The organism is Pontibacillus litoralis JSM 072002, assembly GCF_000775615.1.
Lineage (GTDB): Bacteria > Bacillota > Bacilli > Bacillales > BH030062 > Pontibacillus > Pontibacillus litoralis.
On record NZ_AVPG01000001.1, the window covers coordinates 90,193 to 108,037 of the forward strand.

At 38.7% G+C, this 17,845-nt stretch carries 20 protein-coding genes, 1 tRNA gene and 2 riboswitches; of the genes, 13 read left to right on the plus strand and 8 right to left on the minus strand.

The window, feature by feature from the left end; genetic code table 11:
• Positions 1 to 67: 67 nt before the first annotated feature.
• Positions 68 to 2,629 (minus strand): vitamin B12-dependent ribonucleotide reductase, encoded by a 2,562-nt coding sequence (locus N784_RS00460; protein ID WP_036830896.1) that lies wholly within the window; start codon positions 2,627 to 2,629, stop codon positions 68 to 70.
• A 471-nt stretch (positions 2,630 to 3,100) separates the two neighbouring features.
• On the opposite strand from N784_RS00460, the gene N784_RS00465 reads away from it, so the two are divergent.
• Positions 3,101 to 3,475 (plus strand): rhodanese-like domain-containing protein, encoded by a 375-nt coding sequence (locus N784_RS00465; RefSeq protein ID WP_036830898.1) that lies wholly within the window; start codon positions 3,101 to 3,103, stop codon positions 3,473 to 3,475.
• A gap of 55 nt (positions 3,476 to 3,530) precedes the next feature.
• Here N784_RS00465 and gcvPB read toward each other — a convergent pair whose 3' ends face one another.
• Genes gcvPB through gcvT form a run of 3 tightly spaced genes read right to left on the minus strand, consistent with a single transcriptional unit; the run spans position 3,531 to position 7,461 of the window.
• On the minus strand, positions 3,531 to 4,994 hold the full coding sequence (gene gcvPB / locus N784_RS00470; RefSeq protein WP_036830900.1) for an aminomethyl-transferring glycine dehydrogenase subunit GcvPB: 1,464 nt from the start codon (positions 4,992 to 4,994) through the stop codon (positions 3,531 to 3,533).
• Complete coding sequence (gcvPA, locus tag N784_RS00475; RefSeq protein WP_036830901.1) at positions 4,987 to 6,336, minus strand: aminomethyl-transferring glycine dehydrogenase subunit GcvPA; 1,350 nt, start codon at positions 6,334 to 6,336, stop codon at positions 4,987 to 4,989. The genes gcvPB and gcvPA overlap by 8 nt, the downstream gene beginning before the upstream one ends.
• A gap of 21 nt (positions 6,337 to 6,357) precedes the next feature.
• Complete coding sequence (gene gcvT, locus N784_RS00480; RefSeq protein WP_036830902.1) at positions 6,358 to 7,461, minus strand: glycine cleavage system aminomethyltransferase GcvT; 1,104 nt, start codon at positions 7,459 to 7,461, stop codon at positions 6,358 to 6,360.
• 126 nt (positions 7,462 to 7,587) lie between these two features.
• A riboswitch (glycine riboswitch) is annotated at positions 7,588 to 7,672 on the minus strand.
• Positions 7,673 to 7,674: 2 nt separating this feature from the next.
• Positions 7,675 to 7,765: riboswitch (glycine riboswitch) on the minus strand.
• A gap of 168 nt (positions 7,766 to 7,933) precedes the next feature.
• Here gcvT and N784_RS00485 point away from each other — a divergent pair.
• Both N784_RS00485 and N784_RS00490 read left to right on the plus strand, forming a co-directional pair.
• Positions 7,934 to 9,595 carry a DEAD/DEAH box helicase gene (locus N784_RS00485; protein WP_036830904.1) on the plus strand — a complete coding sequence of 554 codons (1,662 nt, stop codon included), beginning with the start codon at positions 7,934 to 7,936 and terminating at the stop codon, positions 9,593 to 9,595.
• On the plus strand, positions 9,573 to 10,415 hold the full coding sequence (locus tag N784_RS00490) for a YqhG family protein (RefSeq protein ID WP_036830906.1): 843 nt from the start codon (positions 9,573 to 9,575) through the stop codon (positions 10,413 to 10,415). The genes N784_RS00485 and N784_RS00490 overlap by 23 nt, the downstream gene beginning before the upstream one ends.
• Positions 10,416 to 10,454: 39 nt before the next feature.
• Here N784_RS00490 and N784_RS00495 read toward each other — a convergent pair whose 3' ends face one another.
• A complete protein-coding gene (locus N784_RS00495; RefSeq protein WP_232305950.1) occupies positions 10,455 to 10,658 on the minus strand; it encodes a YqzE family protein in 204 nt (67 codons plus the stop codon).
• A 20-nt stretch (positions 10,659 to 10,678) separates the two neighbouring features.
• On the minus strand, positions 10,679 to 11,179 hold the full coding sequence (locus N784_RS00500; RefSeq protein WP_036830910.1) for a shikimate kinase: 501 nt from the start codon (positions 11,177 to 11,179) through the stop codon (positions 10,679 to 10,681).
• Between the two features lie 151 nt (positions 11,180 to 11,330).
• Between N784_RS00500 and comGA the strand changes: the two genes are divergently transcribed.
• The 9 genes from comGA to N784_RS00540 all read left to right on the plus strand — a co-directional run bounded on the left by comGA (position 11,331) and on the right by N784_RS00540 (position 15,747).
• A complete protein-coding gene (gene comGA, locus N784_RS00505; protein ID WP_332307830.1) occupies positions 11,331 to 12,347 on the plus strand; it encodes a competence type IV pilus ATPase ComGA in 1,017 nt (338 codons plus the stop codon).
• Positions 12,313 to 13,374 (plus strand): competence type IV pilus assembly protein ComGB, encoded by a 1,062-nt coding sequence (comGB, locus tag N784_RS00510; RefSeq protein ID WP_036830912.1) that lies wholly within the window; start codon positions 12,313 to 12,315, stop codon positions 13,372 to 13,374. The genes comGA and comGB overlap by 35 nt, the downstream gene beginning before the upstream one ends.
• An 11-nt stretch (positions 13,375 to 13,385) precedes the next feature.
• The gene (gene comGC, locus N784_RS00515) at positions 13,386 to 13,694 is read left to right on the plus strand and encodes a competence type IV pilus major pilin ComGC (protein ID WP_036830914.1); all 309 of its coding nucleotides are present in this window, start codon (positions 13,386 to 13,388) and stop codon (positions 13,692 to 13,694) included.
• On the plus strand, positions 13,657 to 14,139 hold the full coding sequence (comGD, locus tag N784_RS00520) for a competence type IV pilus minor pilin ComGD (RefSeq protein WP_084600071.1): 483 nt from the start codon (positions 13,657 to 13,659) through the stop codon (positions 14,137 to 14,139). Before comGC ends, comGD begins: the two co-directional genes overlap by 38 nt.
• Positions 14,123 to 14,470 (plus strand): hypothetical protein, encoded by a 348-nt coding sequence (locus N784_RS00525; RefSeq protein WP_036830917.1) that lies wholly within the window; start codon positions 14,123 to 14,125, stop codon positions 14,468 to 14,470. The genes comGD and N784_RS00525 overlap by 17 nt, the downstream gene beginning before the upstream one ends.
• Positions 14,448 to 14,954, plus strand: coding sequence for a ComGF family competence protein (locus N784_RS00530; RefSeq protein ID WP_052127068.1), 507 nt, complete (start codon positions 14,448 to 14,450; stop codon positions 14,952 to 14,954). The genes N784_RS00525 and N784_RS00530 overlap by 23 nt, the downstream gene beginning before the upstream one ends.
• Before the next feature lie 85 nt (positions 14,955 to 15,039).
• Positions 15,040 to 15,213: a hypothetical protein gene (locus tag N784_RS16765; RefSeq protein ID WP_198134375.1), complete on the plus strand. Its 174-nt coding sequence runs from the start codon at positions 15,040 to 15,042 to the stop codon at positions 15,211 to 15,213.
• Positions 15,214 to 15,286: 73 nt separating this feature from the next.
• Positions 15,287 to 15,358, plus strand: a tRNA-Gln gene (locus N784_RS00535).
• Positions 15,359 to 15,504: 146 nt separating this feature from the next.
• The gene (locus N784_RS00540) at positions 15,505 to 15,747 is read left to right on the plus strand and encodes a DUF2626 domain-containing protein (protein WP_036830921.1); all 243 of its coding nucleotides are present in this window, start codon (positions 15,505 to 15,507) and stop codon (positions 15,745 to 15,747) included.
• Positions 15,748 to 15,789: 42 nt separating this feature from the next.
• On the opposite strand, the gene N784_RS00545 is transcribed toward N784_RS00540, so the two are convergent.
• On the minus strand, positions 15,790 to 16,416 hold the full coding sequence (locus N784_RS00545) for an MBL fold metallo-hydrolase (protein WP_036830924.1): 627 nt from the start codon (positions 16,414 to 16,416) through the stop codon (positions 15,790 to 15,792).
• A 241-nt stretch (positions 16,417 to 16,657) separates the two neighbouring features.
• On the opposite strand from N784_RS00545, the gene N784_RS16140 reads away from it, so the two are divergent.
• On the plus strand, positions 16,658 to 16,831 hold the full coding sequence (locus N784_RS16140) for a DUF2759 family protein (protein ID WP_084600072.1): 174 nt from the start codon (positions 16,658 to 16,660) through the stop codon (positions 16,829 to 16,831).
• A 94-nt stretch (positions 16,832 to 16,925) separates the two neighbouring features.
• Here N784_RS16140 and N784_RS00550 read toward each other — a convergent pair whose 3' ends face one another.
• Positions 16,926 to 17,771 carry a M14 family metallopeptidase gene (locus N784_RS00550; protein ID WP_036830926.1) on the minus strand — a complete coding sequence of 282 codons (846 nt, stop codon included), beginning with the start codon at positions 17,769 to 17,771 and terminating at the stop codon, positions 16,926 to 16,928.
• Positions 17,772 to 17,845 lie beyond the last annotated feature (74 nt).

The window sequence follows — 17,845 nt, forward strand, 5'->3', positions numbered from 1 at the left end:
GCATTTTTCACCTTCATACTACAATAAAAGCTTAGAGAGGCATGTTGCTTCCCTAAGCTTTTATTCATTACAAACCGCATTTCAGTTGAGCACCACAATTCATACAAGTGTTACATCCACCTGCGTCATGAATCTCGCCTTCACGACATACCGGACACGTGTTCCCAACTTCAGAACCAATGGTAACATCCGTTTTTTCTAGTTCGTGAACGGTGTCCATTAATACTACTCTCGGCTCTTCATCTTGGAATAGCTCTTGCTGCTCCTCCATGTTGTTATCTTCAGCCGTAAGGGTTAACACTTGAGCATCACGACTACCGTCTACGTACACGGTCCCGCCTTTTGCACCGCCACGATATAGTCGTTGATATACTTCTTCTACTTGTTTAACGCTATACCCTTTAGGAGCATTTACCGTCTTGGAAATGGAGCTATCTACCCAGCGTTGGATAACACATTGTGCATCTGCGTGTGCTTCTGGAGATAATGTCATCGCCGTCACAAACCATTCCGGTAAATCGTTAGGATCTTGGTCCGGATGACGCTCTAAATACTCTTGTACAATACTCGCCTTAACTTCAATAAACTTACCTAAACGCCCACTTCGGAAGTAAGAGAAGGAGAAATAAGGCTCTAAACCAGTTGACACGCCGACCATTGTTCCTGTAGAACCAGTAGGAGCAACCGTCAATAAGTGCGAATTACGTATGCCGTGTTGCAACACTCCTTGACGAATATCTTCTGGCATCTTTTTCATGTAACCTGTGTTAATAAAGTTTTCGCGAAGCTGTCTTGTTTCTGCATCTGTGTTACCAATTAAGAATGGGAAACTCCCTTTCTCTTTCGCTAAATCTATGGAAGCTCGATAAGCAGTCGTCGCAATCACTTCAAAGATTTGATCAATTAACTCATTACCAGCTTGTGAACCGTACGCTGTTTCTGTGTAAATAAGTAGGTCATGTAAGCCCATAACTCCTAAACCAACGCGACGCTCACCTAACGCTTGTTTCTTATTCTCCTCAAGAAAATATGGTGTTGCATCAATGACATTGTCCTGCATTCGTACACCAGTTGTAACAATTCGCTTCAACTTATTATAATCTACTTGCTTCGTTTCTTTATTTGCAACAGAGGCAAGGTTTACAGCAGCTAAATTACAAACAGAGTAAGGTGCCAAAGGTTGTTCTCCACAAGGGTTTGTTGCAACAACTTTATGTCCATAACTTGTTGCATTCGTTTTCTCATTCGCATTATCAATAAAGAATATACCAGGTTCTGCTGAGTATGTTGCGCAAATGTTAATTAAATCCCATAAATCGCTTGCTTTCATACGACGATGCGTTTTAATGGCATACCCCATTTGTTCCCATTCTCTTACATCACCAATTTCATGCCACTTATCATTGTAAACAGCCACCTCTTCGGCACTATAATTCTCCACATCAGGGAAACGTAAATCGTAATAGTCATCGTTTTCTACCGCTTCCATGAATTCATTTGTTAAACAAATCGAAATGTTTGCACCTGTTAGGAATTCTGGGTTATGCACATCATAGTTCCCACCTTCACGTAGGCGCTCCTCTGCCTCCGCAATCGCTTTGTTCGTAAAGCCACCTTGCCCTTCGATTGTTTTATAATTTACAATTCCAGTATATAAATCACGCTCTGTTTCGGTCAGTGGCGTAAACTTCAACTTTGCTTGTGCTTGTCGTTTTATTTCTTCATCATTCGTCGTATCCATCAAGAAGCGAAGAATACGGGGGTTCTGCATTTTTGAAATAATAAATTCAATAATATCTGGATGCCAGTCTGCAAGCATAATCATTTGTGCTCCCCGTCTTGATCCACCTTGTTCAACAAGATGAGTCAATTTAGCGATATCATCTAACCACGAAACAGATCCAGAAGATTTACCGTTCACACCACGAGCAAGAGCGTTACGAGGACGAAGTGTTGATCCGTTCGTTCCAACACCACCACCACGAGACATAATTTCCATTACTTGCTTACGATGATCCGAAATCCCTTCACGAGAATCTTGCACAAAAGGCATAACATAACAGTTAAAATACGTTACATCCGTCTCTGCACCGGCTCCATACAACACACGACCAGCAGGAATAAAATGCATGTGCGCAAGTTCTTCGTAGAAGTGTTCAAACCATTGCTTGCGCTTCTCTTCGTCTTTCTCTACTTTCGAAAGTCCAGTCGCATTGCGCAATGCAATTTGTTCATAATAAACTTCCAAAGGCTTGTCCAACACATCAATAGAGCGCGTAATAACACCTGTTTCCGCTTCGTCTTCATTATCTAACACTGCTAAGAACTCTTCCTCAATTGTTATACGTGCTTTCCTAGTCTCCCAATCAATCGACTCAATAAAACCAGTCCCTCTTGCAGGAAACTTCGGATCTTCTTTGACAGTTAATACGACAAAGTCTCCAGGTGCTAGCGTTACTTTCTCCGTGTCTTTAAATGCATAACGATCTAACATAACTAATCTCGATACACCAGAATGAGTAACCTTCATATCATCGGTAACAGGATGAACCTGTGGAAACATTCGAATATCTTTGTTTAATTGTTCTATGTTCACTTTATTGATGGATTGTTTTAAGCCTTGCATCATACATCTCTCCTCTGTCCTCTATAATTCCGTTGAGTTCGATGCCCCTTACGATCGATCAATCATCTTAAGCCACTCAACAAAATGCTATGTATAATAATTTATCATAGTCTCTTCTTACTTTTCAATATATAGTGTGCATTTCATGAAAAACGAACTATATATTGTGTTTCGAGCAAAAAAAGATGACTTTGTCAATTTTTAAAAAGGGAGAAAAACCGTGTAAAAAGAAGATTTACATCGAAAAAACTCTATATTTGAATGCATTACTCTTTATTCAAATTTGCAACATACGAAAGAGTGTTCTCATAACAGAAACTATCATAGCACGATACGTTACAATATACTATAGTAATTACATTTCCATCATGTGTAAAGTACAGAAAGAAAGATTGTCGAAAAAACCCTTTGAAAGTTATTCACGACAACACTATAATAGAGAAAGATGCTTCAGAGAATTAGGGGGAATTAGGTATGTTGTGGTTTATTTTAGTAGCAGCCGCACTTATTATCGGCTATGCCGTTTTAAAATACGTTCGACAGCAGCAATATTTGAAAACATTAACATCAGAACAATTTCGTGAAGGGTATCGTAAGGCACAACTCATCGATGTAAGAGAACCTAACGAATTTAAAGGCGGTCATATTTTGGGCGCTAGAAATATTCCCGTCACTCAATTAAAACAGCGTTTGCAAGAAATACGCCCTGATAAACCGGTTTACTTGTATTGCCAAAATGCTGCCCGTTCTACTCGAGCGGCCAACATCCTTCACAAAAAAGGATACAAACATTTACATCAACTGCAAGGCGGCTTTAAAAAATGGGATGGAAAAATTAAAAAAGGATAGAACGCATCAAAGAACAGAACTCCTAGCATCCAATAGCTAGGAGTTCTGTTTTGCTTCACTCTTGATTTTCTTTTCTATACCGCAAGATCGGTTTACGAGCGGCTGTTGTTTCATCCATGCGACCTACAACAGTTGTGTGCGGTGCTTCTTGCACTTTCTCAGGCTGCTGCTTAGCTTCTTGAGCGATTTGCTTCATAGCTACGATAAATTCATCTAACGTTTCTTTAGACTCTGTTTCTGTAGGTTCGATCATTAACGCTTCCTCTACATTAAGTGGGAAATACGTTGTTGGTGGGTGATACCCGAAATCTAGCAATCGTTTGGCCATATCTAACGTTCTCACACCTAATTTCTTCTGACGTTTACCAGAGAGAACGAATTCATGCTTACAATGTTGGGTAAATGGTAAATCGAAATCTTGTTGCAATTGACGCATCATATAGTTCGCGTTTAATACAGCATATTCACTTACTTTACGAATACCTTCAGGACCCATTGTTCGAATGTAAGTGTAAGCACGAACATTAATACCGAAATTACCGAAATACGGCTTTACCCGACCAATAGAGTCTGGACGCTCATGTTCAAACACATACACATCGTTTTCTTTTTTCAAGATTGGCTTCGGTAAAAATGGCGCTAGTTCTTTAGACACACCGACTGGTCCTGATCCCGGACCTCCGCCGCCGTGAGGACCTGTAAACGTTTTGTGCAAATTCAAATGCACAACATCAAAGCCCATATCTCCAGGACGTGCATAGCCCAAAACAGCATTTAAATTCGCTCCGTCATAATACAAGCGACCTCCAGCATCATGAACAATTTGAGCCATTTCTACGATATGCTCTTCAAATAACCCTAATGTATTCGGGTTCGTTAACATAAGCGCTGCCGTATTTTCATCCACAACACGTTTTAAATCTTCTAAGTCCACTAAACCACGCTCATCCGATTTTACGGTTACGGATTCAAAACCCGCTACAGTTGCAGACGCCGGATTGGTTCCATGAGCAGAATCAGGGACAATCACTTTCGTCCGATGATGGTCACCATTCTTCTCATGAAAAGCACGAATCATCATTAAACCAGTCCATTCACCGTGTGCACCAGCGGCCGGCTGTAGCGTTACCGTATCCATACCAGTAATTTCTTCTAGTGACGTTTGCAAGTCATACATTAATTCAAGTGCACCTTGAACAGTTTCTTCACTTTGTAACGGGTGAATATGACTAAAGCCTGTTAACCGTACAACGTCTTCATTTATTTTCGGATTATATTTCATTGTACAAGAACCAAGTGGGTAAAAACCAGAATCCACCCCATGATTTCGCTTGGACAAAGCTGTATAGTGACGCATAATTTGTAGTTCACTTACTTCTGGTAATTGTGCATCTTGTTGACGTACATATCGTTCATCAAGCTCGATAGCTACTTCAGGTACATCTAAAGTTGGTAAGCTATACCCAATGCGCCCAGGTTGACTATGCTCAAATATTACTGGAAAGTCTTCTTTAAACATGTACATCCCCCAATTCTTTAATGAAGCCATCTATTTCTTCTTTTGTACGTAATTCTGTCACAGCTAATAACATACATCCTTCTAACTGTGGATCAACGCTCGCTAAATCATAACCACCAATATAACCTTTTTCATACAGTGATTGGTTGATTGCTGATACAGATGCGGGACATTGTACCACCACTTCGTTAAAGAAAGGGCCTGTAAATGTTACTTTAAAGCCAGCTTGCTGCAAAGATTGGAAAGCATATCGAGCTTTTTGCATATTCTGATACGCCATTTCTTTCAGCCCCTCTTTACCAAGCGCTGACAATGCTACAGAAGTTGCTAGCGCATTTAATGCTTGGTTCGAGCAAATATTCGATGTCGCTTTATCACGACGAATGTGCTGTTCACGTGCTTGTAACGTCAATACATATCCTCTACGCCCTTGTTCATCCTTCGTTTCACCAACTAGCCTTCCTGGAACTTTACGCATTAGTTTTTTCGTCGTTGCGAAATAACCGCAATGAGGTCCGCCGAATTGTGCAGGAATGCCGAAGACTTGCGTATCACCTACTACAATATCCGCACCAAATTCTCCAGGAGGCGTTAAATATCCTAACGCTAACGGATTACTTGATACAATAAACATTGCCTTTTTCTGCTTTGCCATTCGCTCCTGTACTTCTGCTAATGGCTCGATTTGCCCATAGAAGTTAGGGTATTGAATCACGACACTCGCTGTTTCTTCATCTAATTGTTTCTCTAACGCATCTAAATCTGTAAGACCATCTTTCGCAGCAATTTCAATTACTTCTAAATTTTGACCTTTCGCATACGTATAAATGACTTGCAATGATTGAGGATGAATAGTTTTCGATACGAGTATTTTCTTCTTTTTCGTTACACCTGCACTTAACGTTACCGCTTCTGCTAAAGATGTTCCACCATCGTACATGGAAGAGTTCGCTACTTCCATTCCAGTTAATTCACTAATCATCGTTTGAAATTCAAAAATAGCTTGCAATTCCCCTTGAGAGATTTCTGGTTGATAAGGTGTATAGGCCGTATAAAATTCCGACCGAGAAATGACATGGTCTACAATCGATGGAATGTAATGATCGTATACGCCGGCGCCTAGAAAAGAAACATACTCTTTCGTGTTTGCGTTCTTGCTTGCCATTGCTGAAAGTTCTTTCATTAAGGCAGGTTCGCTTTTTGCTGGCTTAATATTTAGCTCTCCTTGAAAGCGAACCGTTTCAGGTATATCTTCAAACAGCTCATCTGTTGACGAAACGCCAATGGAATCAAGCATGTCTTGTTTATCTTTATCAGTCATTGGTAAATAACGAAATGACATCGTTTCTCCCCCTTGCATAAATTAAGATCGTTTATAAAAAGGTGTTGGTACTACTTTAGCACGTAGTAATCGTTTTCTTACTTGAATAACAACTTCCTGTCCTTCTTCAGTGAACTCTGTAGCAATTAAGGCTAAGCCAACACGTTTATTCAATGTAGGTGATTGCGTTCCTGACGTCACAAATCCAATTTCTTCGTCCCCTACAAATACAGAATAACCGTGACGCGGTATACCTTTATCTATCATTTCAATTCCAACTAATTTACGTTTCGGACCTTCTTCTTTTTGTTTCGCTAATACAGATTTTCCAATAAAATCCGCTTCTTTATTTGGTTTAACCGCAAAACCAAGACCTGCTTCAATAGGACTAATCTCCGGTCCTAATTCTTGACCATATAAAGCTAGGTTGGCTTCAAATCGCAACGTATCACGAGCCCCTAGTCCAACTGGTTCAATGCCATACGCTTGACCCGCTTGCAATATTGCTTGCCACAATGCTTGAGCAGAAGCTGGGTTTAAATAAATTTCAAAACCATCTTCACCAGTATATCCAGTTCTAGAAACAAGTGCTTGATGCTCAATCCCTTTAAACGTAACGTCTGGTTGAAAACGGAAAAATTTAATAGCTGATAAATCATCCTCCGTTAACTGCTGTAGGATGCGCTCTGCCTCAGGACCTTGAATTGCTAGTTGTGCATATTGATCTGACCTGTTCTCCAGTATAACGTCTTCTGTTACGTGCTGTTTTAAATATTCAAAATCTTCATCCGTATTCGACGCGTTTACAACGAGTAAATATTGTTGTTCTGCTAGTTGATACACGAGCAAATCATCTACCGTACCACCATTTTCATTACACATAATCGTGTATTGTGCACGTCCTGGCGTTATTTTAGAAATGTCGTTCGTTAGCATTTTTTGTAGAAAGGCTTCCGCACCATCTCCTGCTACGTACACTTCTCCCATATGCGATACATCGAATAAGCCGGCCTTCGTTCTTGTTGCATGGTGTTCCTCTATAATAGAAGAAAATTGGACAGGCATCTCCCACCCACCAAAATCAATGGTTTTCGCACCATTTTTTTTAAACTCAGGATATAACGGTGTTCGTTTTAATTCAGTCATTTCTATCTATACCTCCTTCAATAAAGTTCATTTTCAAACTAAGTCACCTTTATAAACAACGCCATCATATCTTAATTTTCTGAAAAAAAGACGAAAAAAATAGAGAACTACCTATCCAAACGTAGTTCCCTGTCCATTAACCAGAAAGTTTCGCAGTTATGTAAACTGTTTGCTTCTTGGGTGGCCTCTACTTAAAGGCACTCTCCAGAGATGCGTCCTACAAGAGTCTTTTTGCCTGAGAGATTCGTGTCATAACTTGCTCCTTCGGCGTCACTTCGTTCGTGATCTCTCCCCTTGTAATCATTCGCCATTATAAAATTGTCGAGATGAGCGAAACCGATATTATAAAATCTTGAAGATATGTGAACAATAATCTATAAAGTTAAACACATTATATCATATGAATATTATCGTGTGTACTACAAATCATAGAAGTTGCACACCATACGTAAAGAATAGAGGTGAGGTATTCATGACAAACGACATCCAGTTGCATGTAAGTTTAGATCATGATTTAACTAATAAGATTTCAGATGATAGTCTTTTTTGTTCTTGGAATACGTTTCAACTTGCCTATGAAACAGCGAATCAATTAGCTATTCCAGCGTTTAAAGGATTACAATCACCACAACATTTGCCACAAGTTTCTTTTTTACCACACCAAATCGCATGTGCTCAAAAGGTTATTGAGCACATGAATGGGCGTGCCATACTTGCTGATGAGGTTGGCCTCGGAAAAACGATTGAAGCTGGACTTATTTTAAAAGAATACATGATTCGCGGTTTGGTGAAAAAGGTACTCATTTTAGCCCCTGCCTCTTTAGTCAATCAATGGGTAGTAGAGATGAACGAAAAATTTTATATTCCTGCTTCTGCTCAACGAAAGTCCCCTATTTGGGATTATGACGTTGTCGTCTCTTCCATTGATACTGCCAAACGTCCTCCTCACAAGGACGTTATCCTTAACACGGAATACGATATGGTCATCATTGATGAAGCGCATAAACTGAAAAACCATAAAACAAAAAACTATCAATTTGTTCAAGAACTAACGAAGAAATACTGTTTATTACTCACAGCTACACCTGTCCAAAATCATTTACTCGATATATTTAATTTAGTCTCTATTTTAAAACCAGGTCATTTAGGAAATTATGAGGATTTCACACAACGATTCGGCAACAACCGGAATAAACTATCCAATGATGATCATTTAAAAGCGCTTGTTAACAAAGTGATGGTACGTAACCGTCGGGAAGAAACAGGAGTAGAATGGACGAAGCGTATCGTGGAAACCGTAGACATTGATTTCACGCAAGCAGAGAGAGATGCTTATAACTTTTTACTAGATATCGCAAATAGCCCTATGGCGTTCACAAACATAACTTTGTTACGGGAACTATGTTCTAGTCGAGAAGCATGCTTTTTATCTATTCAGAACATGCTAAAAAGAGAAGAATTACATGACGAGCGAGCAAATCAGCTCAAGCAAATGGTAACGTACATCGAGAAAATGCCCCACCATGCGAAAGCACAAAAAGTAGTGGAACTTATATCGAAATCAAACGAAAAATTCATTATTTTCACAGAGTATCGAGCAACGCAATACTATTTGCAATGGCTATTACAACAACATGGTATTTCATCTGTACCATTTCGAGGTGGATTTAAAAGAAGTAAGAAAGATTGGATGAAGCAACTGTTTCAACATCATGCACAAGTATTAATTGCTACGGAAGCCGGAGGAGAAGGTATTAATTTACAATTTTGCAATAATATCATTAATTATGATTTGCCATGGAATCCGATGCGTTTAGAGCAACGAATCGGACGTATCCACCGATTTGGGCAAACAGAAGATGTACACATATACAATTTCGCCATTCGTAACACGATTGAAGATCACGTACTCACCCTATTATATGACAAAATACGCTTGTTTGAACGAGTCGTTGGTAATCTAGATGATATTTTACAGAAACTAGAAATAAATGATGTAGAAACAGAATTGCATCATATATACAAGCAGTCAAGCTCAATTGGTGAAGCAAAAATTAAATTAAATAACCTTTCATCCGTTATTGCTTCTGCTCAAGAACAGGAGGATAAAGATGGAACAAGCGGAGCTTCATAATTTCTTAACACGTTATTTTACAGCGAACCAATGCAACATAATCCAAGACAAAGATGGCATGATAACGGTGCAATTAACCGAGCAATTAGATGAGCAATTAATGAACCGCCCCTTTTACTGGAATTACGTTAAACGAGTGGGAGGGCGAGGCATGCCAATGAAAGTCACCTTTATTACGAATCCAGCCAAAAAAGAAGAAGAAGGAGAATGGATTCATTTCGGTTCCCCTCGCCTTCATCAAATGTTTCACACGTTAAAGCAAACGGGGAAAATAACAAGACAATACGAAAGCAAGACAGGAAATACGAATCAGACATCGCTAATACCATGGCTCATATTGAACGTTTCTGTCCACTACCAAGGAGTTCAAAAGAGAAATGAGCTCCTATCATTAGGCATCAACCTTATCAATGGAGCAATTTTGCCTACATTTATGGATCGAATTCAGACCATTAGCTTTTCTCCCATTATTCATGATTACTGTTTTACATTAACGCCCATTATTAGAACAACAAGTGCATTAAATCGTTTAGAACGTTACATTCAGAACGATATTCACAGCCAAGACGATGCATGGGTTCAAGAAGCACATCAAACCTACAAGGAAGAAAAGGAATTACTCGATTATTTTTTTCAGCTGGATACACATAGTAATGCAACGGATGAATGCACAGAGGAAGAACGACTAGTAAAAGAGCGTTATAAATCGGAACTCGCAACGTTACAAGAACGATTACTCCCTACTATTTCTACAGAAGTGATTAATACCGGTATGCTATACATTTCTCAACAAACAACCTCCCAATTATTGCAACAATAAAAACAGGGAATGTGTCTTTTCCCTGTTATAGCTTTACTATTATGATTTACGTCTAAAGACGAAGGACAGTGCCAACGGAATGATGCCGAACAATGTTATCGACCAAGGCTTTCGTGCAGCCTTTTTTCTTTGCTTTCGTTCTTTTTTCTTCTCTTTAGGTAATTCCATGTATTTGACTACTTCTTCTGTCATAAATTTCACGTAATCATTAGGGGACATGCTTTCACCTCTTGTTCTATTCATCTATGTGTAGTATCCCCTTTTTACACTTGTTTTATTACATTCATTATGGTTTGTACGGTTTCTTCTAGCCCCTTGTCATCCGTTTCAATGACATGTTGTCCCCATCTACGGTACACTGGTAAGCGTTGTTCATATAATGCATGTCGCTTTTGCAAATCTTGATTCCATAACGGGCGACTACTATCTACTTGTAATCTATTTGCAATCGTAGCAAAGTCCGCGTGCAAATAAATAACTACGCCATTTTCATCCATAATTTTTTGGTTTCTTTCTCTTTCTACAATTCCTCCACCTGTTGCAATGATGCTCGGTTCTCTCGATATATTTTGCAATACAGCTGTTTCTATATCTCGAAATCTATCCTCCCCTTGTTCAGCAAAAATGTCTGAAATAGATTGTTGTGCCTTCTGTTCAACCAATGTATCTGTATCAATAAATGGAACAGATAATTGCCCGGCACACATTTTGCCCACAGACGACTTCCCGCTGCCCATAAATCCTATTAAATATACAGGTCTCACTGTGATTCCTCCAATCAGTTATTAACACATCATTATAACGAAAAAGACGCAAAATCGGTTCATATAAATTTTTTTATTTTTTTTTATCAAAAAAAGAAGGATTCACAAAGTTCATGTCGAAATAGAATAACGCACCAAAAAAGGAGGTGTTATGGAATACATGAATGCTGCTAATCAATCTCACATGATATTAGCATCTGCGACTTCTCTTCACGCTTCTGATATCCACTTTTGTCCTTACGGTGATTACGTTTATATTTATTACCGTATCCACGGTGTTCGTCATCCCAGGCAAACCATTACCCTCGCCCAATATACTCCACTGCTTTCTTACTTAAAATTCATCTCTGGCATGGATATTGGCGAGATGTTAACACCGCAAAATGGTGTCACTACCTTTCATCAAGGAGAGAAAGCCTATGCGCTACGCCTTTCCACATTACCAATTCAGGAAACCGAAAGTCTAGCTATACGAATTTTACCTCAGCAACAAATCCCTAATTTGGACGATTTATTTTTATTCCCTTACCAATTGCAACGCATGAAAGCCTGGATTAGCCACACTGCTGGATTGATTCTCCTCACAGGGCCGACAGGGTGTGGGAAGACGACCACTTTATACGCACTACTCCAAGCGATGCTGAGAGAACGTTCCTTTCAAACCATTACATTAGAAGACCCCATTGAAAACCAATTAGAAGACATTTTACAAGTGCAAGTTAATGAAAAAGCAGGTATGGATTATAACGCTGGTTTAAAAGCAGCACTAAGGCATGATCCAGACATTATTATGGTTGGGGAAATTAGAGATGCCGCTACTGCTCACTTCGCCATCCGAGCAGCTCAAACAGGGCATTTAGTACTCTCTAGCCTTCATGCAAAAAACGCGTATGGAACTATTTTTCGTTTGCTTGAAATGGGAATTAAGAAAACCGATTTACAACAAACATTGCTTGCTGTGGCATCCCAACAACTTATCCCATTACTTCCATCTGGCAATAAGGAAGGTCCTCTTCACCGTGCAGCCATTGCTGAATTGTTAGAAGGTCACCATTTAGAACAAGCATTTCAAGGGATATCACCTTATAACAATCCGCATTACCCTTCTTTTGACGCATTGAGGAGGAAAGCCTATGCACTTGGCTTCATCGATCAAGCAACACTTTAAAACGGTACGCTCTTCTACCATTTCCGTTGACCGACAAATTTTGTTGTTACAGCGTCTATCTCATTTGTTAAGAAGAGGATATTCGCTCGTCGATGCCCTACACATATTACACTACGATCCGAAGCTCCAAAGCATTACCTTCACTTTAAAAGAAAAACTATTAGCTGGATTACCCCTTCACTCTGCTATGGAACAATTACACTTTTCTAAGTACGTCATCTCTTATTTACAGTTCTCCAATAGCTATGGAAACTTAGAAGAAGCATTGCGACAAAGTAGTATACTATTAGAAAAACAACTAACCTTTAAACAAAGAGTGCAAAAATCGCTACAATATCCAGCCGTCCTCCTATTTATTATGGTAGCCCTGCTCATCTTCGTTAAGTCCCTTTTACTCCCTTCTTTTATCGATTTATTTCACTCCATAGACATAGGAGATAATTCCTTACTTCCTATATTAAGTGGCATAAATATCATTTTGTACACCCTTTTGTTCACAATTCTTTTTATCACACTTGCTGCGATTACATGGAAATACGTCTCTCCACACTTATCTTTACACACTCGTCTTGACCTTTACGAACGAATCCCCTTTTGTTCTACCTTTATACAATTACAAACAACATTTATGTTTTCTTATCATTTAAGCACCTTATTAGCTACTGGTTTATCCATCCAAAAAAGCTTACGCATCATCCAAATGCAAAACCATTTTCCTATTTTACAATGGTATGCAACATCATTGGAGGAGCAACTACTAGAAGGAAAGCCACTTCACACGCTCATCTACCAATACCCTTTCTTCAAACAAGACTTAGCGTCTATTTTTGAACGTAATCAAAGTGAAGGAAGACTTGAGCTTGATTTAGAAATGTACGCCCAATGGATGATGGAAGAATCACAACATAAACTTTATTCTTTCATCAAGTGGATTCAACCAACCATGTTTGCTTTTTTAGCCTTATTAATTATGGCTATATATGGATCCATTATGATGCCACTTTTTCAATGGATGAATCAACTATAGGAGGATGTCTCATGTTAAAAAATGAACGAGGTTTTACCTTAATTGAAATGCTTATCGTGTTAATGATCATATCCTTGCTACTTCTCATTACTATACCAAATATTACAAAAAACAATAATGTCGTGGAATCTAAATCATGTGAAGCTTATATCCAAATGGTTGAAACACAAGTTCAGACTTACAAAATGGATCAAGGACAATTACCTACTACAATTGATGATCTTGTTGACCAACAATATTTAGACCAAGCAACATGCCCTAGCGGCGAAGGCTTACAAATTGATGAAGATGGAAACGTCACGATTGTTGCTACGCCGTAGAAATCAATATAACAACCATAGAGGATTTACTTTACTCGAATTACTTGCCGTATTAAGCATTGCTTCCCTACTCTTGGCCATTTCTATCCCTTTATCGAATCATCTTCAAATGAAGCATGAAGAAAAATTATTTCTTAAACAATTTCAAGCAGATATTTTATTTATACAGCAACAAACAATGACAACAGGTATAAGGCATTCTCTAACATTTGTTAATGATCATACGTACAAATTATACACATACCAGCAAGGACAGGAGATTATTGGGGAAGTTGTGCTACCTTCACATATGACCGTTCAAACACTAACTTCATCTTCAACCATACAATTTAACGAAAAAGGGACGGTTTTACGGCCGGGTACCTTATACTTTCATTCCCCTAACACAACTTATAAAGCCGTATTTACAATCGGAAAGGGACGATGTTATGTCACAAAACTATAATGGGTTTATATCCCTGACTAGCTTATACTCTTTCTCCCTCTTTCTTATCCTATCGTTAAGTTTATTACCGATTGTTGCTACTATACAAGCAGAGCAATCCTTTTTACAAGAAGAACGACACGTAGTACATGCGTTAGCCAACGAACTACAACAAGCGTTATATTATAAAAAAGAAGCATTTCCTTTTGTCATATCAACCACTATTTCCTCTGAACCTGTCACCATATCGTTTACAATCGATGGTGAAATGATAAAGGGGTGTGCACACTGGAGTACGATACGCCATGAAGAGAGGAAAGAGTGTTTATATGGAAAACTCTATGTACAATAATGGGTTTACGTTAATAGAAACATTATTCGCTTTATTCGTGACGACTCTCATTCTTTTGACCTTACCTTTATATGTAAAGCAAATTTCGACCTATCAACCTTACGAAACCATTACAGACTTCGAAGTGTACCAATTGTTTCATTTTATTTCTTTAGATTTAACAAACACCGCTTATTTTATTGAAGGGGAGGAAGGGATCGACTTGTATCAAGTAAATGGAGATGTCATTTCTATTGAACAATACGGGACCTCGATTCGTAGAAGAGTCAATCGAAAAGGTCACGAATTGCTAGTTCATGGCGTAGCAAACTTTCAAGTTCATTTGCCACGCCAACATGTGATGAAATTAACAGTAACCTCAGAAAGGGGGATTACGTATACTAAATATCACTCAATCCCACCGAAAAGAGAAAGGATTCGCACTACCTTTCGTTTTGTCCATCCTCGCTCTTCTCTTTCTGCTCCTTTCCTTTATGCTGCATGAATATTCCACTAACCAAAAATTAACGGAAAATGAAAAAGAACAAATTACCTTATCCACCTTATATCAAATGGCCGAGGTCGATGCTATGAAAGAAATGGAACGAATCGATCAAGAACAGTCGTTTCAACGCACGTTTCAATATCCTTCTGGTCATGCGCAAATAGATGGAACCTTACTAAGTGATCAGTGGGCAATACAGTACACGCTTATAACGCAGCAAGGTTCCAAAAAACGCATGGTTCAGCACATCCCTTTATAAGCAAACATAACGATAAAAACTAAATTATGTATAACTTGCTAAGAGTGAAGCACAATATGTTTGTAACCTATTTTGGGCTATAGCCAAGCGGTAAGGCAGCGGTTTTTGGTACCGTTATTCGCTGGTTCGAATCCAGCTAGCCCAGTTACAAACAATTCTTCGAAATTAGGATAAGCGATGAAAAAATAGCATCCTTGATGATAAGGTTTTCATGAACACATTTACAATTTCGCAACAGTCGTATATAATTACCATGATAAGTAACCTTGTTATTAAAGGAGGGGGATTGGGATGGATCGCATGTTTCGCGTCCTTGCCTTTTGGACAGGTATCTTCACAGTTATGTTTTTTGTAGGAGAAATGATTGACGCAACCATCATATTCTTAGTACAAACCGTATTCTTTCTTGCGGTAAGCTATCTTAAACTGTCTGAGCGTATGTACATGTACATATTTGGAGGTTATTTGACAGTGTTCTTTATCGGTTTTACCGTTTATAGTTCTTTTTTCTTAACTCCATCGTTCGGACACTAAAAAGAAAAACATCGACATCTTAAAATAGATGCCGATGTTTTTTTATGTTAAAAATGGGTTCGATTGTTTTTCTATTTCAATCGTCGTTTTTGGCCCATGACCAGGATAGATAGTCATCCGGTCTTCTAGTGAAAAAAGCTGTTTTTCAATACTTGTAATCAATGTAGCCGTATCTCCACCTGGCAAATCTGTTCGCCCAATTCCACCAGCAAACAACGTATCTCCCACAATGGCAAAACCTTCTTTAGCAAAAATGAAAGAAACACTACCGGGTGAATGACCTGGTGTATGGCGAACCTCAAAATGGAATGGACTTATTTCCATTTTTCCTGGTTGAAGAAGGTGCTCCGCTTTATTTGCTGAAATGGTTGACGTAACCATACTAAACATGGCTGAACCATTTAAATCAGGGTTACTAAGCCACTCTTGCTCCTCTTGATGCACATACACTTCAATCTGATAATGATTTCTTACTGCATCAACTGCTCCAATGTGATCAAAATGAGCATGCGTTAATAAAATAGCGACAGGTTTTACATTTCGCCGTTCAATCATTCGAATTAGCTTATCTGCTTCATCCCCTGGGTCAACAATTAATGCTTGCTCCCCTTCCATAATTAAATAACAATTGGTTCCTAATGTTCCTAATGGTAACTGTTCGATTTCCACCTAAATTCCCTCCTAATATGTACCTTCGTCATGTTTGGAAGCGATTACTCCCTTTGGTACCAGTTCATTTCTCTCTTTCCCATATGTTCACAATTAAATTAAGAAATCTCTCATTAATAACTCGACAAACTGGAAAAAGTCGTTTAGAATGTATGAGTAGAAAAGAAAAGATACATATTATTTATAATAGTAAACAAGCTTGCCGTTTTCAACGGTAGATATACAAAAGGGGGTTTGGAAGATGGTATTAGCTATTATGCTGTTACTTGTTACAATTCTTTGTATCATTGCATTTTTCCGTGAGCTTAAAACAAGAAATTTCTTTGCAGTTGCGTTTGCAGGTGTATCAACTTTAGCATTCGGCTTCTTCTCCATTATGACGCTTATTTCTCCATTTATTGGTGGAGGTCAATAAAAAACTATAAAAGCATAACATCTGTATGTAAATCCTAGCTATTGTACTAGCTAGGATTTTTTACATTTATCTTTGCTTTTTCCCTTATCTCTATTTACTGAATACTTTCTAGGCAAATCGATTCAACCTCTTTATACAATTGTGGGAACGTTGATATTGGTAACGGATTAATACCTTTTCCTACTTCAACAGTATAACCTTCACTCGAATATTCATGTATGATCCAGTCCTTGTATCCACCGTGACTATCCACTGTTTGAATTGGTACATACCCACTCTTACTCGCTAAAGCATGTACGGTATGAAGTGAAGATGCTGGTTCTTTTCCATTATACCCCCAATAAATTACATTACCTTGAGTATGAAACGCTAATACCCGGTGAAATTTTTTTCTCCGCATTAATTGATACATAGCAATCGATTCTGGTTCTGATAAAGGAGCGTAACCTGGAAAATCGCGAAATGTCGGTGCTTTAGGTTTTCTTCGTTGCTCTAACTCCCACTGGGCCGGAAACTGATTATTCAAATCCACCCCGCGAATATTAGCTTTCCAAGACGTAAAGGTACGATGATTATGCCTGTTATTGATCTCTTCGACAAATGATTGATACGCTCCTGCAGCAACCGAACCATGATGAACTAAATCCACACCATCAGGATTTACCATAGGCACTACAGAAAGGCTTATGTGCTCGAGTAGTTCTTCATTTTCCGTTAACGCTCTACCAACAGTCCGTAATGCTTTCATGAGTAGTAATGAGGTAACCCACTCATTTGCATGAAAGGAGCCGTTCCAATGAATTAGACGAGCCCCCTTTCCTATACTCAACTCATAGATTGGTTTATGTAAAATAGAATGGCCTATGTCCTGTACATGGATATTAGGAAATGTAGTGACTAATTCATCAATTTCTGTCCGTAATGCACCAAAATCATACACGTATCATTCTCCTTTCCTGTTTCTTTCCATATATATGACGAAGCAAACTATTTAACTACAAGAAAACTCACCAC